The sequence below is a fragment of the Tenacibaculum aquaeponti genome (assembly GCF_052084715.1).
Lineage (GTDB): Bacteria > Bacteroidota > Bacteroidia > Flavobacteriales > Flavobacteriaceae > Polaribacter.
The window spans coordinates 339,258-356,478 of record NZ_CP197288.1 but is presented as its reverse complement, the minus strand read 5'-3'; the positions used below and the strand labels follow the sequence as shown (position 1 = coordinate 356,478).

The 17,221-nt window shown below is 29.8% G+C and carries 14 protein-coding genes; 5 read left to right on the top strand and 9 right to left on the bottom strand.

Translation table 11 applies throughout. The annotated features are described in order from the left end of the window. Positions 1–53 precede the first annotated feature (53 nt). The 3 genes from glyA to ACSIGC_RS01670 are packed head-to-tail and all read right to left on the bottom strand — an operon-like array spanning position 54 to position 2,794. Positions 54–1,328: a serine hydroxymethyltransferase gene (glyA, locus tag ACSIGC_RS01680; protein ID WP_442266447.1), complete on the bottom strand. Its 1,275-nt coding sequence runs from the start codon at positions 1,326–1,328 to the stop codon at positions 54–56. Positions 1,329–1,337: 9 nt separating this feature from the next. Then, complete coding sequence (locus tag ACSIGC_RS01675; RefSeq protein ID WP_442266446.1) at positions 1,338–1,631, bottom strand: LETM1 domain-containing protein; 294 nt, start codon at positions 1,629–1,631, stop codon at positions 1,338–1,340. After that, complete coding sequence (locus ACSIGC_RS01670; protein ID WP_442266445.1) at positions 1,631–2,794, bottom strand: proline dehydrogenase family protein; 1,164 nt, start codon at positions 2,792–2,794, stop codon at positions 1,631–1,633. The genes ACSIGC_RS01675 and ACSIGC_RS01670 overlap by 1 nt, the downstream gene beginning before the upstream one ends. 100 nt (positions 2,795–2,894) lie before the next feature. Here ACSIGC_RS01670 and aroB point away from each other — a divergent pair, with 100 nt between their 5' ends. Beyond that, positions 2,895–3,953, top strand: coding sequence for a 3-dehydroquinate synthase (aroB, locus tag ACSIGC_RS01665; protein WP_442266444.1), 1,059 nt, complete (start codon positions 2,895–2,897; stop codon positions 3,951–3,953). A gap of 282 nt (positions 3,954–4,235) precedes the next feature. Here aroB and bshA read toward each other — a convergent pair whose 3' ends face one another. After that, positions 4,236–5,357 carry an N-acetyl-alpha-D-glucosaminyl L-malate synthase BshA gene (bshA, locus tag ACSIGC_RS01660; protein WP_442266443.1) on the bottom strand — a complete coding sequence of 374 codons (1,122 nt, stop codon included), beginning with the start codon at positions 5,355–5,357 and terminating at the stop codon, positions 4,236–4,238. A 126-nt stretch (positions 5,358–5,483) separates the two neighbouring features. Next, positions 5,484–6,329, bottom strand: a complete 846-nt coding sequence (locus ACSIGC_RS01655; protein WP_442266442.1) for a transketolase — start codon at positions 6,327–6,329, stop codon at positions 5,484–5,486. Between the two features lie 313 nt (positions 6,330–6,642). Here ACSIGC_RS01655 and ACSIGC_RS01650 point away from each other — a divergent pair, with 313 nt between their 5' ends. Both ACSIGC_RS01650 and ACSIGC_RS01645 read left to right on the top strand, forming a co-directional pair. Continuing rightward, positions 6,643–8,343: a helix-turn-helix domain-containing protein gene (locus ACSIGC_RS01650; RefSeq protein ID WP_442266441.1), complete on the top strand. Its 1,701-nt coding sequence runs from the start codon at positions 6,643–6,645 to the stop codon at positions 8,341–8,343. A 78-nt stretch (positions 8,344–8,421) separates the two neighbouring features. Further along, positions 8,422–11,664, top strand: a complete 3,243-nt coding sequence (locus ACSIGC_RS01645) for a S41 family peptidase (RefSeq protein ID WP_442266440.1) — start codon at positions 8,422–8,424, stop codon at positions 11,662–11,664. Between the two features lie 91 nt (positions 11,665–11,755). Here ACSIGC_RS01645 and ACSIGC_RS01640 read toward each other — a convergent pair whose 3' ends face one another. The 4 genes from ACSIGC_RS01640 to dnaB form a co-directional block, all read right to left on the bottom strand. After that, entirely contained in the window at positions 11,756–12,322 is a 567-nt protein-coding gene (locus ACSIGC_RS01640) for a hypothetical protein (RefSeq protein ID WP_442266439.1), read from the bottom strand. Between the two features lie 83 nt (positions 12,323–12,405). Next, entirely contained in the window at positions 12,406–13,665 is a 1,260-nt protein-coding gene (locus ACSIGC_RS01635; protein ID WP_442266438.1) for an asparagine synthetase B, read from the bottom strand. Positions 13,666–13,737: 72 nt separating this feature from the next. Beyond that, positions 13,738–13,929, bottom strand: a complete 192-nt coding sequence (locus tag ACSIGC_RS01630) for a hypothetical protein (RefSeq protein ID WP_442266437.1) — start codon at positions 13,927–13,929, stop codon at positions 13,738–13,740. Positions 13,930–13,938: 9 nt separating this feature from the next. Beyond that, positions 13,939–15,468: a replicative DNA helicase gene (gene dnaB / locus ACSIGC_RS01625; protein WP_442266436.1), complete on the bottom strand. Its 1,530-nt coding sequence runs from the start codon at positions 15,466–15,468 to the stop codon at positions 13,939–13,941. Between the two features lie 126 nt (positions 15,469–15,594). On the opposite strand from dnaB, the gene ACSIGC_RS01620 reads away from it, so the two are divergent. Together ACSIGC_RS01620 and ACSIGC_RS01615 are read left to right on the top strand one after the other, a co-directional pair. Then, a complete protein-coding gene (locus ACSIGC_RS01620) occupies positions 15,595–16,662 on the top strand; it encodes a DUF3810 domain-containing protein (protein ID WP_442266435.1) in 1,068 nt (355 codons plus the stop codon). Positions 16,663–16,664: 2 nt separating this feature from the next. Continuing rightward, on the top strand, positions 16,665–17,213 hold the full coding sequence (locus tag ACSIGC_RS01615) for a hypothetical protein (protein WP_442266434.1): 549 nt from the start codon (positions 16,665–16,667) through the stop codon (positions 17,211–17,213). Positions 17,214–17,221 lie beyond the last annotated feature (8 nt).

The window sequence follows — 17,221 nt, the reverse complement described above, 5'->3', positions numbered from 1 at the left end:
AAACGGTTGTTTTAAATAACAACCGTTTTTTAATTATATATGTTACATACAAATTACATTACAAATAATCTTCTATGGTGCATTAAATCCTGTACCTTTTCACCTATTTCATGTAATTTTTCATCATTATCAGCATTTTGTATAGCTTCGTCGATTAAATCAACAACAATAAGCATATCTTCTTCAACTAAACCTCTTGTTGTAATCGCTGGTGTTCCAATTCTAATTCCTGAAGTGACAAATGGAGATTCTGTATCAAATGGAACCATATTTTTATTTACTGTAATTTCTGCTTTACCTAAAGCTAATTCAGCATCTTTACCCGTAATTCCTTTATTTCTAAGGTCAATTAACATCATATGATTATCTGTTCCTCCAGAAATAATATGATATCCTTTCTCTACAAATGCAGCAGCCATTGCTTGAGCATTTGCTCTAACTTGAATTTGATACTCTAAGAATTCATCAGTTAAAGCTTCTCCGAAAGCAACTGCTTTAGCAGCAATTACATGCTCTAACGGTCCTCCTTGGTTTCCTGGGAAAACTGCACTGTTTATTAAAGTAGACATTTTCTTTAATTTTCCACTTTTTAATTTTAAACCAAATGGATTTTCGAAATCTTTACCAATCATAATCATACCACCTCTTGGCCCACGTAATGTTTTATGAGTTGTAGTAGTTACAATATGACAGTGAGGTAACGGATCATTTAAAATACCTTTAGCAATTAATCCAGAAGGGTGAGAAATATCGGCCATTAAAATAGCTCCAACGCTATCTGCAATTTCACGGAAACGTTTAAAATCCATATCTCTTGAGTAAGCAGATGCTCCAGCAATTATTAACTTTGGCTTATGTTCTTTTGCTTGACTTTCGATATGATCATAATCTAACAAACCAGTTTCTTTATCAACTCCATAAAAAACTGGATTATAAAGTTTTCCTGAGAAGTTTACAGGTGATCCGTGAGTTAAATGTCCTCCGTGTGATAAATCAAATCCTAAAATAGTATCTCCAGGTTGTAAACATGCAGCAAAAACAGCTGTATTTGCCTGACTTCCTGAGTGAGGTTGTACATTTACATATTCAGCTCCAAAAAGCTCTTTTGCTCTATCAATTGCAATCTGCTCAACTACATCTACTACTTCACATCCTCCATAGTAACGCTTACCTGGATATCCTTCTGCATATTTATTAGTTAGTACAGATCCTTGAGCTTTCATTACTTGCTCACTTACAAAATTTTCAGAAGCAATCAACTCTAAACCATTAAGTTGACGTTCTTTCTCTTCTTGAATTAAATCAAATATTTGATGATCTTGTTGCATTGTTGTTTGTTATTTTAAATCTTCTATATCTTTTCTAAAAGAACTTGGTAAAATTGTAGGGATCAATTTCACTAACAAAGGTAATAATAAAGAACCTCCTGGTAGTAAGAAAATTGCAAAAGCTGGTATAGCTTTACAAATATCTAATAACTGTTCCTCTATCTTATGTTTTTCTTCTGTAGTTAACTTATTCGTTGTTGATTTTTTAAGTAGTAAAATAAGTTCTTTACTCTCTTTTAATTCATTTAAAAAACGAATTTTATTACTTACTAGTAAAGCTTTTATTTCTTCTACTCCAGTCATTACAGTTTTCTACGTTTTTTTTCAACTTTAAGGAGTTTTAACTCTCGTGAAGTTTGTCCCTCTACAGATGTATTTTCTTCTGCCCTTCTAATTAGATAAGGCATCACATCTCGAACAGGTCCAAATGGAACATATTTTGCTACATTATATCCTTCTTTAGCGAGATTAAAACTAATATGATCACTCATTCCATATAATTGACCAAACCACATTCTTTTGTCGTCTTTTTCTATATTATATTTCTCAGCTAATTGCATTAATAAATATGAACTTTCCTCATTATGAGTTCCTGCGAATAAAGCCATATTTTTATGTTCCATCATATATAAAATAGCTTCATCGTAGTTTTTATCTGTTAGTTCTTTAGTTTTACAAATAGGAGAAAGATAATCGAATTCTTCTGCTCTAGCTCTTTCCTTTTCCATGTATGCGCCTCGAACTACTTTCATTCCAATATGAAAACCTTTCTGATGTGCTCTTTGATGTAAAGCCTTTAAATATTCCATACGATCGTGACGATACATTTGAAGTGTATTAAATACAATTGCTTTATCTTTATTGTATTTCTCCATAAGTTCCTCAACTAAATCATCTGCTGCATCTTGCATCCAGCTTTCTTCTGCATCAATTAACAAAGGAACATCTTTCTTAAAAGCCAATTCGCAAACTTTGTAAAACCTTGCTTTAACTCTCTTCCACTCTTCTTCCTCTTCAACAGTTAATGGCTTTTTTTCTCCAATTTTTTGATATAAGGCAAATCGACCAAACCCTGTTGGTTTAAAAACAGCAAAAGGAATTGAGTTTTTTTCTTCAGAGAACTTAATAATATTTTCAATAGTTTTTACTGCACTATCAAAGCTTTCCTCCTCTTCTTTTCCTTCTACAGAATAATCCAAAACACTATGAACATTTCCTTCATTGTACATTTTTTCTATGTTAGGAATACAGTCTTCTTCTGTTATTCCTCCACAAAAATGATCGAACACTGTAGAACGAATTAAACCTTCAACTGGTAAATGTGCTTTTAAAGCAAAGTTTGTAACAGCAGTTCCTATTTTTACCATAGGTTGACTCTGTATTAAGCGAAACAGAAAATGAGCTCTTTCTAACTCAGAATCTGATTTTAATTTAAACGCTACTTCGGTATTTTCAAAAAGTTTCATTGATAGTAGTAACTAGTTTACTTTATTCCGACAAATATAGAAGACAACATTTAAATATTTTAATATTTTCTATTTAATTTGCATCATATTAAAACAACCAATGAATACAATTCAAGCAACTACATATCCAGTACATTTTTCTGACAAAGCATATCAAGAATTAAATTTACATTTAAAAGAAAATACGTATTCATCAATTTTTATATTGGTTGATGATAACACTATTGAATATTGCTATCCTAAATTCATACAACATTTAGAAACCGACTTAAAAATTGAATTAATTCAAATCGACTCAGGAGAGATTCATAAAAACTTAGACACTTGTTTGGGTGTTTGGAATGCTATGACTGAATTAGGAGCAGATCGTAAAAGTTTATTAATTACACTTGGTGGTGGAGTTATAACAGATTTAGGTGGTTTTGTTGCTTCTACATTTAAACGAGGAATCGACTTTATCAATCTTCCTACTACGCTACTTTCAATGGTAGATGCTTCTGTTGGTGGAAAAACTGGAGTAGATTTAGGAGTTTTAAAAAATCAAATTGGAGTTTTTGCTAATCCACAAATGGTATTAGTTGATCCAGAGTATTTACACACATTAGATCCAAGGGAAATTCGCTCTGGCACTGCTGAGATTATTAAATATGGAATGACACACGACATTCACTTATTTAATGAAATAAAAGATAATCCTGATTTAAATATCATTGACTTAATTCATAGATCTATTGAGATTAAAAACGAAGTTGTAACTGAAGATCCTAAGGAAAAAGGGTTGCGTAAAGTTTTAAATTGGGGTCATACAATTGGACATGCTGTTGAGTCTTACTTTTTAGATTCTGAACATAAAGAAAATCTTACCCACGGTGAAGCCATTGCTATAGGAATGGTTTGTGAAGCTTATTTATCTTCTAAAATTTTAAATTTCTCAGAAGAAAAAACAGCTGAAATTAAAGAAGCTATCATCAATATTTACGGAAAAATTGAAATTTCTACAGAAGACATTAGCCCGATTATGGGATTATTGATTCACGATAAGAAAAATGAAGCTGGTGTTGTAAAGTTTGTTTTACTAAATGATTATGAAGATTTTGAATTAAGTTGTGAGGCTTCTGAAGAATTAATTCGAGAGAGTATTAGATTTTATAATTTATAAAAGTTAAAAGTTGGTTTAAAAGCCAACTTTTTTATTTAAAAACGATATTACTCTAATAATAAAAACATTATTATTTTCAATATTATTAAGTTTATCAAAAAAATTAAACTGAATATTAGAATCTAAGTCCAATAAAAAAATTAAAACCAAGTTATATATCTCTAGGGAAGATTTTATATTTTTTTAAAATAAACCAGATCTAAGGACATAGTTAGGTGATTACATAAAATTAAATATAAAAAAACAGTCAACTAACAATTAATCACAATAACGTTTTGTAACTTAAAAACAAGCTTGATAAATCTTTTCATATTGTGGTAAAATCTTATCTAAAGAAAACTGTTTTGTATGCGCTTTAGCTCTTTGTTTAAACCCTAATAAAGAAGCGTCGTTTTCTAAAATTTTCAATGTGTTATTTGCCATATCTTCAACATCTCCAACATCACTTAAAAAACCTGTTTTTCCATGAACATTTACTTCTGGTAAACCTCCTGCATTTGTTGATATTACAGCTGTATTTGCTGCCATAGCTTCTAAAGCTGCTAACCCGAAACTTTCTGCTACTGATGGTAATAAAAACACATCGGTATAACATAAAAGTTTAGCTACTTCGTTACTGTTTCCTAAGAATAATATCTTATCTGCAATTCCTAATTCTTTAGCTAAATTTTCAGCTTTTAAACGCTCTGGTCCATCACCTACCATTAATAGTTTTGCAGGTGTTTTTTGTTGTACTTTATGAAAAACCTTAACTACATCTAAAACTCTTTTTACAGGTCTAAAATTACTTACATGAGTTAAGATTCTTTCTTCAGGATTTGCAACTGCACTACGCATACATTCTTCTTGATCAGCCATATCGTACTTAACTGTATCTATAAAATTATATACCACTTTAATATCTTTTTCAATATTAAATAATCGTAATGTATCTTCTCTTAAACTATTAGAAACAGCAGTCACTTCATCAGATTTATTAATACTAAACTCTGCAGCTGTTTTGTATGACGGATGACTTCCAACTAAAGTAATATCTGTCCCATGTAATGTAGTTACCACTTTTACTTTAATACCTTTCTCTTTAAGCATTTTTTTAGCCATATAGGCAGCATAGGCATGTGGAATAGCATAATGTACATGTAAAACTTCTAAATTATATTGTTTTACAACTTCTACCATTTTAGTAGATAATGCTAATTCATAAGGCTGATATTGAAATAATGGGTATTCTTCTAACATCACTTCATGAAAATGCAAGTTATGTGAAATAAAATCTAAACGAACAGGTTGATTGTATGTTATAAAATGAACTTCATGTCCTTTATTAGCTAATGCCATTCCTAATTCAGTTGCCATTACTCCACTTCCACCAAAAGTAGGATAGCATACAATACCTATTTTCATTGAGTTAAAATTGTTTGATCTTTTAGTACGTAAAAATACATATTTGTTTACGCTGAAATGTTAATAATAATAAAAAAGAAACGCCGCTATGTTAAGTAGCGGCGTTTTATATTGATATTAATCTGATTAGTAATCTCCTAAAGTAGCAGGATTTTGAGCTAATGCAGATTCTAATTGCTCATCGTTAGGAGCTTTTCCATGCCAAGCATGTGTGTGCATCATAAAATCTACTCCATTCCCCATTTCTGTATATAATAAAATACAAACTGGTTTTCCTTTTCCTGTTCTAGATTTAGCTTCATTTAAACCTTCTAAAACAGCTGCAACGTCATTTCCTTGTTTAACTTCTAAAACATCCCATCCAAAAGCTTCAAATTTAGCTTTTAAACTTCCCATAGCTAATACTTCATCTGTAGTACCATCTATTTGTTTTTCGTTTACATCTACAGTTGAAATTAAGTTGTCTACTTTTTTAGCAGCTGCGTACATTGCTGCCTCCCAAACTTGACCTTCTTGTAATTCTCCATCACCATGTAAAGAGAATACTAATTTATTATCATTATTTAATTTCTTAGCTTCTGCTGCACCAATTGCAACACTCATTCCTTGCCCTAAAGAACCAGATGCAATTCTAATTCCTGGTAAATGTTCGTGAGTAGTTGGGTGACCTTGTAAACGAGAATCTAATTTTCTGAAAGTAGCTAATTCTTCTACTGGAAAGAAACCACTTCTTGATAAAACACTATAATATACTGGTGAAATATGACCGTTAGATAAGAAAAATAAATCTTCATTTTCTCCATTCATATTAAAATCAGTAGAATAATCCATTACCTCCTGATATAAACATGTAAAAAATTCTGCACATCCTAATGATCCACCAGGGTGACCTGAATTTACTGCATGTACCATACGAAGTATATCTCGACGAACTTGTTGTGTAAAATCTTGAAGTTGTTGTGTTGTTGGCATTGTATATTATTTTGTTGACACAAAAGTAATAGATTCAGAATGAAAAAAAAGCTAATTGACAAAGAAAAAAGGGCTCGATTATTTAGTTGATTAAATTTTCTTTTTCCTAAGAGATTTTCCCGTCCTCTTTAATTCCCCCGAACCCTTTTCTTACCCCAAAGAAAATCTTAAAGTTTTAATTACACAATAAATTGTACCCACGTTTTATAAAAAACGAGTCCTAAAACATCTAAACTACTATAAAACAAAACCATAAAATGAGTACTTATTTTTAACTTTTTAATACTTATTTTTGTTAAAAATCGCTTCGTTAATGAAATTTTATAAATTCTTTTTTCTCTTTTTTTCTACTTTTTTAATCAATCAAAATTTAAAAGGACAAGAAATTGTAAACGATAGTTTAGCTGAGAAATCATATGCTTATTTCATAAACTCTTTCTACAAGAATTTAAAAGATACTGCAATAGCAAAAGTTTATGCTCGTGCATATTTAAAAAAAGCAGAAAAGAATAAATCATTTACTTATAAACTTTACGGAAACTTTTTATTATCTCAATACAAAAATGATTATAGGGAATTTCATGTTTTTTGTGACTCTCTTATAAAAATATATGAACCTCAAAAAAAATATGATTTTTTAATTGAGATCAGAAGTCAGAAAGCAAATGCATACGAAGTAAAAAAACTTAAAAACAAAGCTTTAAAAGAATATTTAGCGATTAAGAAAATTATAAATTATTATAAAAATGATAGTATTTATGAATTTGTTAATTATAGAATAGGAACAATTAAACTCGCTAACAAACAATATAAAGGAGCAAAAGATATTTTTAATGAAATATTGAAAAAAAAGAAAACTAATTCAAATAATCCTATTTTAACATATAAAATATATAACAAACTTACATTAATTTACTCATTATTAAAAAAATACGACTCTGCATATTATTTTTTAGATAAAGGTTATGGAATTCCATATCAATATAAATCTTTAGAACATACTAGAACTCTTCTATACTACAATGCTAAACTTAAATTTGAAGAAAAAAAGTATGACATCGCTATTAAACATTTAAAAAGATATGTCAAATTTATTATTTCTGATCACGTAGCAATTAATCGACTGTCTTACTGCTACACACAACTAGCTATATGTTATGATAAAACAAATAATTATAAAGAAGCTCAAAGATTTCACTATAAAGTTGACTCTATTTACAAGAAGGAAAATATTATAAATCCTGAAATTGAAAAGACATATTATTTTCTAATTGAAAAATCAAAAAACGAAAATAACTTAACTGAACAATTAAACTACTTAAATAGTCTAATTGATATTAACAACTACAACAACAAAACAAATAAAGAACTAAATATTTCATTATCAGAAAATTACGATAAACCCAAACTCATTGCTGAGAAAAATAAAATTATTGCTAAGTTGCAAAAAAAAGCAAATCGAAATCAACTTTATAAACTATTATATGGAACCGGAATTTTAATAATTCTTCTAATTTTAATCTACCAAACCAAAAGAAAACGTAATTATAAACGTCAATTTTCAAAACTAATTGAAAAAGAACAAAACTCTAATACAGTATCATTTAATAATACAACTTTAATACCTAGACAAGATTCTTACCAAATTTCAAAAGAAATAAGTGAAGCTATACTTAAGGAATTAGATTTATTCGAAAAAAATAAAGAATTTTTAAACCCAGAAATCAATCTTAAAAAATTAGCTAGTCATTTAGAAACAAATTCTTCTTATTTATCCAAAGTTATCAATCAGCACAAACAACAAAATTTCTCTAATTATATTAATCAACTTCGTATAAAGTACATCGTTAACGAGTTAAAACATAATTCTACTTTTCAAAAATATACTGTAAAAGCACTTGCCGAAGAAGTTGGTTTTAAAAGTGCTGAATCTTTCTCTAAGGCATTTTATAAATTCACTAATGTAAAACCTTCTTACTTTATTAATGAATTGAAAAAAAATAATTCAAATTAAATATTCCTCGAGCTTTTTAACCAAAATTAACATAATTAACTTCCATCTATTTAGTAGATTGGCCGAAAAATTAACCAAATGAAATACATTTCAATATTATTTACATTATTAACCTTTAATTTATTCTCTCAAGAGAAACCTAATTGGTTAAGACACTCATCTATTTCACCTGATGGAAAAGAAATAGTATTCACCTATAAAGGTGACTTGTACAAAGTTTCTTCTAATGGAGGAAACGCAACACAATTAACTTTCCATAAAGCACATGATTATAAAGCTATTTGGAGTAAAGATGGTAAAAAAATCGCTTTTGCTTCTAATCGTTACGGAAACTTTGACATTTATGTTATGGATGCTCGTGGAGGTGCTGCAGAAAGATTAACTTTTCATTCTAGTAATGAAACTCCATTTTCATTTTCAGCAGATAATAAAAATGTAATCTTCGGTGCTCAACGCCAAGATCATGTAAAGCATAGACAATACCCTACTGGATCGCAACCAGAATTATATAGTGTTCCGGTTTCTAGTGGTAGAGTGAGTCAATTGTTAACTGTTCCTGCTGAAGATGTTCAAGTATCTAAAGACGGACAAACAATGCTATATCATGATAAGAAAGGTGGAGAAAATGAATGGCGTAAGCATCATAAATCTTCAATTACTAGAGATATCTGGAGTTACAATACTAAAAATAAAACTCATAAAATGATTACTTCATTTGAAGGAGAAGATAGACAACCTATTTTTTCTGAAGATGAAAAAAGCATGTATTATTTAAGTGAAAAAAGTGGAACATTTAATGTTTATAAAATTAACTTAAATAACCCTAATCAAAATCAACAGATAACTAGTTTCAAGTTGCATCCTGTTCGTTTTCTAAGCATGGGTAACGGAACTTTAAGTTTTGGTTACGACGGTGAGTTATATACAATGAAAGAAGGAGAAAAACCTTCTAAAGTAAATGTTATTATTAGAACACAGAGTATTGATAACAGTGACAAATTTGTATCTATTAATGGAGGTGTAAACGAAATGGCTATTTCTCCTAATGGAAAAGAAATTGCTTTTATAGCTCGCGGTGAAGTTTTTGTTACTTCTGTAAATGAATCGTTTACAAAAAGATTAACAAATACTCCTGAAAGAGAACGTTTTGTTACTTGGACACCAGATGGTAAATCTGTAGTATATAGTAGTGAAAGAAATGGAAAATGGAGTATTTACAAAACTGAAAAAGTTAGAAAAGAAGAACCTTTCTTTTTTGCTTCTACTTTAATTAAAGAATCTCCAGTAATTGAAAATAAATTTGATAATTACTTACCTGAGTTTTCTCCTGACGGATCTAAAATTGCTTTTGTTGAAGGTCGTCGTACTTTAAAAGTAATGGATTTAAAATCTAAAAAGCAAGTAACATTACTTACTCCAAAAGATTTATTCCATATGAGAGATGGAGATAAATATTATACTTGGAGTCCAGATAGCAAATGGTTATTAGTCGGATGGAGTAAAACGTTAAGCAATAGTGAAGTTTTATTAATGGCCGCAGACGGATCTAAACGTGTTAATTTAACTGAAAGCGGATATAGTGATTATTATCCGAAATGGGTTAACGGAGGAAAGCAAATGCTATGGTTTAGTAATCGAAATGGTTTAAAATCTTACGCAACTAGCGGTCAGTCTCAAACTGATGTATACAGTATGTTCTTTACACAAGATGCTTGGGATCAATTTAATCTTAGTGATGAAGATTTCAAATTAATGGAAGCTATTAAAGCTGAACAAAAGAAGAACAAGAAAAAAGAGACTGCCAAAAAGGACAAAAAAGACGATAAAAAAGATAAGAAGAAAACTGATAAAAAGAAGGAAATTAAACCTCTTACTTTCGATTGGGACAGTATGAAAGATCGTACTAAGAGACTTACTATTCATTCTTCTAGTTTAGGTGATGCTGTATTATCAAAGAAAGGTGATATTTTATACTACTTAGCTCGTTTTGAAGGAAAAATGAACCTTTGGAGTACAAATTTACGCACAAAGGAAACTAAAATGGTAATGCGTTTAAATGCTAATTTTGGTTCACTTCAATGGGATAAGGATATGAAAAACTTATACTTACTAAGTGGAGGAAGAATTTCGAAAATAGCTCCAGCTAAGAAAAGTAATAAAGGCGTTAAGATTAATGGTGAAATGCTATTAGATACTGATGCAGAAAGAGAAGCAATGTTCGATCACGTTTGGATTAGAACTAATGCGATTTTCTATCATCCAGATTTTCATGGTATCAATTGGAAGCAAATGAAAAAGGAATACAAAAAGTATTTACCATCAATTGGTAATTCTTTTGAGTTTTCTGAAATGCTTTCTGAAATGTTAGGTGAATTAAACGTTTCACATGCTGGTGCAGGTTATAGAACTAGTATCAATAATGCAGATGCTACTGCTTCTCTTGGAATTTTCATGAATTACAATCATAAAGATGATGGTATTTTAATTGATGAAATCATAAAAGAGGGTCCGTTAGACAAATCATCTTTAAATGTAAAAGCAGGAATGATCATTGAAAAAATTGATGGTGTTACTATCGATAAAAATGTTGATGTTGCTAAATATTTAAATAGAAAAGCTAGAAAATTTGTTTTATTAGATATTACTGATCCTAAAACTAAGAAAAAACAAACTATAACAATAAAACCAATTTCTCTTGGTGAAGAAAGTAGCTTATTATATAAGAGATGGGTAAAAACTAACGAAAAAGAAGTAGATAGATTAAGTAATGGAAAATTAGGATATGTTCATATTCCTGGAATGAGTGATGGTCCATATAGAAGTATTTACAAAGATATTATGGGTAAATTCTTCGAACGTAAAGGAATGATTATCGATACTCGATTTAACGGTGGTGGTGATTTAGTTGCCGACTTAGCTATGTTCTTTACTGGCGTACCTTTTATTTCTTATGAAACTGAAGCTAAAGTTGTCGGTGGTGAACCAACGTCTCGTTGGACAAAACCAACATTAACCATGTTTAATGAAAGTAATTATTCTGACGGACATTGTTATGCTGCTGGATATACAGATCTTAAAATTGGTAAAACAGTAGGAATGCCTGTTCCTGGAACATGTAGCTTTGCTGGTTGGGAAGGTTTACCTGATGGAAGTTATTGGGGAGTTGTTCCTGTAAGTGCTAAAGATAAATCTGGTAGATGGATGGAAAATAACCAAACCGAACCAATGATTAAAGTAAAAAATATGCCTGGTATTATTGACAATGGTCGTGATCAGCAATTAGAACGATCTGTTAAAGAAATGCTTAAAGATATTAAATAGTAGTATTTATATATAATAATAAGGTTAGCATTTTATATGCTAACCTTTTTTATGACCTTACAAAATCTCTATGTTTTTAATTAACTAAATCTTATTGTATCCAATGATCAATAACATTTTTCTGTTTCCACTCATTTTCTTCAAGTTCATATAAAGCTATCGTTCCTCCGCCACAAAGAGGTCCACAAATTTTTTCAAAATATATCAAAGCGCGATCGTATTTCTCATTGAAAATCGGTTTTGATATTGATCCAAATCCATATTTACAATTTTTCTTTTCTAACCAATCAAGGTAAGAATAGTCTTCTTTGTGAAACAATTCAAGTAATGCAGTAAAATCTTTATATTCATTTATAGTGATTATTCTTTTAGGTTTAATCAAAATTGAAGGAACTCTAAAACTATCCAACAAACTTAATTGAAAATTTAGATGCTTTAAATCCCTTATCTTTAGACTATTACTCAGGAAATCAATGTTTTCTTTCACTAAATCTGGACTCCATAGAGAAACTTCTAATATTCCATTTACTTTTAAAAAATCTTCATTTTTCAATAATGATTTGATGAAATCATTTGTCATTTTACGATCATGCGTTACATCATTTGACGAACATGAAATACAAAATAATAACATTGTAAGAAACACTCTATATATCATTATACTATTTACACTTAAAAACCCTCACATGTTTTAAAACGTGTGAGGGTTCTAAATATTTTTAATGTGTAAAACAAAGGTTATCAAGTCTTTTGTTTTTTCTTTTTAGCAGCTGGAAACAGAACATTATTTAAAATTAAACGATATCCAGGTGAAGTTGGATGTAAGTCTAACTCTGTTTTTGGATCCCCTACTCTATGTTGATAATCTTCAGGATCATGTCCTCCATAAAAAGTAAATAAACCTTTCCCTTTTGTACCATGAATGTATCTTGCTTCTCTATTGGTTTTATTCTCGCCTAAAACCATAACATTAGATTTAATTGCTCTTCTCTCAAAAGAAGTTGTTTGTCCCATAAAACCTTTTACAAGTTGAGTATGATTTTGACACAACATTGTTGGAACTTGATCCCATTTTGCAGAAAAATCTTTCAAAACAAAATAATCTACTTCTTTATTAATTCTTCGCTTTCTTGTCATATCTATTGAAGAAAACTCATAAGTAGTTGGGTTACGAATTAATTCGAAATTTTTAAACGCAAAGGTTTTGTTATAATCAATTTTCGATTGATAATTTGGTTCAGAAGGATCTCCATCAAACATAGCTTCACAAATATCTACACCATCTGCTGCTAAAGCAATATCAAAACTATCAGTAGCAGAACACATAGCAAACATAAATCCTCCCCCAATTACAAAATCTCTAATCTTTTTAGATACATCTCGTTTTGCTTCAGAAACTTTACTATATCCTAATTTTGTAGCTAAGGCTTCAGCATCTTTCTTTTGTTGAATATACCAAGGAGCAGTTCTAAAAGCTCCGTAAAAACGTCCATATTGTCCTGTAAAATCTTCATGATGTAAATGCAACCACTCATATAATAACAATTTATCAGACAACACTTCTTCATCGTAAACAACATCAAAAGGTATTTCTGCATAAGTTAACACCATAGTTACAGCGTCATCCCAAGGCATTTTATCTTTTGGTGAATACACTGCTATTTTAGGAGCTTTCTCTAAAGTTACAGCTTCTTGATTTTTACTTGGTGATGAAATCTCTTCTAATATTAATTGAGATTTAACATCTGAAATTACCTCGTAAGAAACTCCTCTTATTTTACATTCGTTAACAACAGCATCATTATGTTCAATTAAAAAAGCTCCTCCATCGTAATTTAATAACCACTTCGCTTTTAATCCATTTTGAAGTCCGTAATAAACAATACCATAAGCTTTTAAATGGTTTTTTTGATTATCATGACTCATCGGCAGGTAAATAAATGATGCCGATACAGTATTTGATAATAATATAATTACTAGTAATATTATGTATTTCTTCATATGTAAAAACTAAAATACACAATTACCATAAAGCAATTGTGTATTTTAATATTTTTTGTGATTTGTTTATTGTTATTTTTCTGTCCAATCTTTAATTTTCTTATCTAATTCAGGAAATCCCATATACGAAGCAAACATGGCTATTGGCATTCCAATGATAGTTTTTAAAAAACCTTTAGGATTTTTTTTATATTCATAACTGTATCCCCAAATAAATATAAATAGATATGTTGATATTACTATTATGATAAAAACTATTTCCACTATTTGAGTTTAAAATGGTACATCATCATTAAAATCTGGAGTTGAAGGTGGTTCTGGAGCTCCAAAAGCATCTGCGGCAGATGGAGATGGTAAAGAACCAGACTCAAATGTATTCATACTAGATTGAAATTCACTACTAAATCCTTCTTCTAAATCTGAGAATTTAGCTAAATGTCCTGTAAACTTCAAACGAATATTATCTAAACCACCATTACGGTGTTTTGCTACAATAAATTCTCCTTGCCCTTCACAAGGTGAATGATCATCGTCATCCCATTCTGTCATTCCATAATATTCAGGACGGAAAATAAATGATACAATATCGGCATCCTGCTCGATTGCTCCAGATTCACGAAGATCGGATAAAAGTGGGCGTTTACTTCCTCCACGTGTTTCTACCGAACGTGATAACTGCGATAATGCAATTACTGGTACATCTAATTCCTTTGCTAAAGCTTTTAAGTTACGTGAAATCATCGATATCTCCTGTTCACGGTTACCTCCTGCTCCACCAGCTGTCATTAACTGTAAATAATCTATGATTAAGATCTTTACTCCATGCTGTGATACTAAACGACGAGCTTTTGCACGTAAGTCGAAAATAGATAAAGCTGGAGTATCATCAATATAAATAGGTGCGTCAGATAGTTTTTTAACTTTTACATTTAATTGCTCCCATTCATGTGGTTCTAAGTTTCCTTTACGCAATTTCTCTGAAGTTAAGCCAGTTTCTGAAGAAATCATACGAGTAATTAACTGTACAGAAGACATCTCCAAAGAAAACAAAGCAACTGCGTGATTAAAATCTATTGCCATATTCTTTGCCATCGAAATTACAAATGCTGTTTTTCCCATACCCGGACGAGCAGCAATAATAATTAAATCCGTTGGTTGCCATCCAGAAGTAAGTGCATCTAGCTTAGTAAAACCAGTTGCTAAACCACTCATTCCTTCTTTATTTGAAATCTCTTGAATTTTATTGATTGCTTGTTGTACAAGCGATTGAGCATTCTCTGCTCCTTTTTTAAGATTTCCTTGTGTTACTTCGAAAAGTTTTCCTTCCGCATCATCTAATAAATCAAAAACATCTGTAGTTTCGTCATAAGCACTTTCAATAATTTCCGAAGAAATAGAAATTAATTTTCTCTGAATAAACTTTTCAAGTATAATTCTCGAGTGAAACTCAATATGAGCAGAAGAAGCTACCTTTTGTGTTAAACCAATAATATAAAAATCTCCACCAGCTATTTCTAGCTTTCCTTCTTTTCTTAATTGATTAGATACGGTTAATAAATCTATTGGTTCAGAATTTTGAAATAAAGCATAAATAGCTGCATAAATTTCTTGGTGTCTTTTATCATAAAAAGCTTCAGGATGTAAAATATCTATCACTTCATCAATCCCCTTTTTATCGGTCATCATAGCTCCTAAAACTGCCTCCTCAAGATCTAATGCTTGTGGTGGTAATTTTCCTTTTTCTAAATTTACGACTCTCGAACGATCAACTCTTCCTCCCCTTAAACTTTGTGTTTTCTCCATGGTGACAAAAGTAATTTTTTAGGTTCATATTGTTCCTCATTTTTAACAATTTTCTTTTTTCACAAAAAATGTAAACAAAACTGTTACTAACATGTTGATAACATTTTTGTTTTATATTTTTACCCAATGAAATTAAAAAAGAAACATGTAATACTTGCTACATTATTACCAATACAGTTCTTTATAGTACAATTTTTAAGCCAAAAGCATGAGTTTATTGAACAGTACTATTCTTCAGGGATATATCCATATATATCTAGATTTTTTAGAATTCTTTTAGGTTGGTTACCTTTTTCTTTGGGAGATATTTTAGGGTTTACTCTAATTATTCTATTTATTCGTCAGGTTTACATTTTAATTAAAAATAAATTAAAAAACATATTTCCTAAACTAGTACAATTTATTGCTGCTTTATCTGTAGTTTATTTTTGCTTTTATATGTTTTGGGGATTAAATTATTTTAGAAAACCTTTGGCTAACAACTTAGGTTTACAACAATCTAAATATACTACAGAACAATTAATAAGAACTACAAAGAAAACTATTGAAATTTTCAATAACATTCATTTCAACATAACAAAAAACGATACATTAAAAATTAATGTTCCTTATTCTTCAAGTGAAATTTATGCTAAAGTACCTGATGCTTACAAAAATGTAGCTATTGATTATCCGCAACTCGCTTATAAAAATACTGCTATAAAAAACTCATTAGTTAGTTTATTTCAGTCTTATAACGGAACAGCAGGATATTTAAATCCAATAACAGGTGAAGCACAAGTAAATAGTATGCTTCCAAAAGCAGGTTATCCAGCAACTACTTGTCATGAAGTTGCACATCAAATCGGTTGGTCAGCAGAAAACGACGCTAATTTCTTAGGCTTTTTAGCTTGTATTTATAGTGATGATGTTTATTTTAATTACTCTGGTTATCGAATGGCATTTCGATATTGTATGCGAGAAATAAGAAAACGTGATAAAGAATTATATAAAGAACTTTTGAAAACAGTAAATAAAGGTATCAAGAAAGAACTAAATGACAACTATTTGTTTTGGAAAAAGTATGAAAACCCTATTGAACCTTATTTAAAAAAAGGATATAATTCTTATTTAAAAGCGAATAATCAAACAAAAGGAATAGAATCTTACAGCTATGTTGTAGATTTGCTTATTGCTTATTTTGAACAAAAATAATTATGACAAAGTATTTACTATTTTTCTTCACTGCATTTATATTTATATCATGTGATTCTAACGAATTAGGTAAAGAATTTGCTTGTGAATTTCCTTCTCCAGGTAATTTAGAAACGGTTGAAGATTTTAAGAAAAAATTCACTGTAAAATTCCCAAAACACTGGAAGATTAATTTATATTATGAAGAAGCTGTTTCTTCTATTTATGCTGCAGATACAACATTAAGTTTATCTAAAGCTACTTTAATCGATATTTCTTTTATCACAAATCCTGACAATATTGATAATGATTTTATTAATAAAGTGAAAAGTGATAATAAAGAATTACAACTTGAAGAAGTACAATCGAAACAAATAAAATTCAAAAGAAACGACGCATATTATAACTTAGCTAAAGGAAAAAGAGGAAAGTTTAATTACCATATTCTAAATCTTTATGGAAAAACTGAAACTGGTTTTATACATGCTAAAACAGAAATTTATGGTGATTCATTAATTAATGAGCGACTTTGCTCTGCAATTACTTTAATTAATAATGTACGTGTAAAATAAACATTCAA

Excerpts from the sequence above, each read along its gene's own strand:
- ACSIGC_RS01645 (WP_442266440.1), top strand. The coding sequence starts at position 8,422 with ATGAAATACATTTCAATATTATTTACATTATTAACCTTTAATTTATTC.
- ACSIGC_RS01635 (WP_442266438.1), bottom strand. The coding sequence starts at position 13,665 with ATGAAGAAATACATAATATTACTAGTAATTATATTATTATCAAATACT.
- dnaB (WP_442266436.1), bottom strand. The coding sequence starts at position 15,468 with ATGGAGAAAACACAAAGTTTAAGGGGAGGAAGAGTTGATCGTTCGAGA.
- ACSIGC_RS01650 (WP_442266441.1), top strand. The coding sequence starts at position 6,643 with ATGAAATTTTATAAATTCTTTTTTCTCTTTTTTTCTACTTTTTTAATC.
- ACSIGC_RS01670 (WP_442266445.1), bottom strand. The coding sequence starts at position 2,794 with ATGAAACTTTTTGAAAATACCGAAGTAGCGTTTAAATTAAAATCAGAT.
- ACSIGC_RS01615 (WP_442266434.1), top strand. The coding sequence starts at position 16,665 with ATGACAAAGTATTTACTATTTTTCTTCACTGCATTTATATTTATATCA.
- ACSIGC_RS01620 (WP_442266435.1), top strand. The coding sequence starts at position 15,595 with ATGAAATTAAAAAAGAAACATGTAATACTTGCTACATTATTACCAATA.
- aroB (WP_442266444.1), top strand. The coding sequence starts at position 2,895 with ATGAATACAATTCAAGCAACTACATATCCAGTACATTTTTCTGACAAA.
- ACSIGC_RS01655 (WP_442266442.1), bottom strand. The coding sequence starts at position 6,329 with ATGCCAACAACACAACAACTTCAAGATTTTACACAACAAGTTCGTCGA.
- ACSIGC_RS01675 (WP_442266446.1), bottom strand. The coding sequence starts at position 1,631 with ATGACTGGAGTAGAAGAAATAAAAGCTTTACTAGTAAGTAATAAAATT.
- ACSIGC_RS01640 (WP_442266439.1), bottom strand. The coding sequence starts at position 12,322 with ATGATATATAGAGTGTTTCTTACAATGTTATTATTTTGTATTTCATGT.
- glyA (WP_442266447.1), bottom strand. The coding sequence starts at position 1,328 with ATGCAACAAGATCATCAAATATTTGATTTAATTCAAGAAGAGAAAGAA.
- bshA (WP_442266443.1), bottom strand. The coding sequence starts at position 5,357 with ATGAAAATAGGTATTGTATGCTATCCTACTTTTGGTGGAAGTGGAGTA.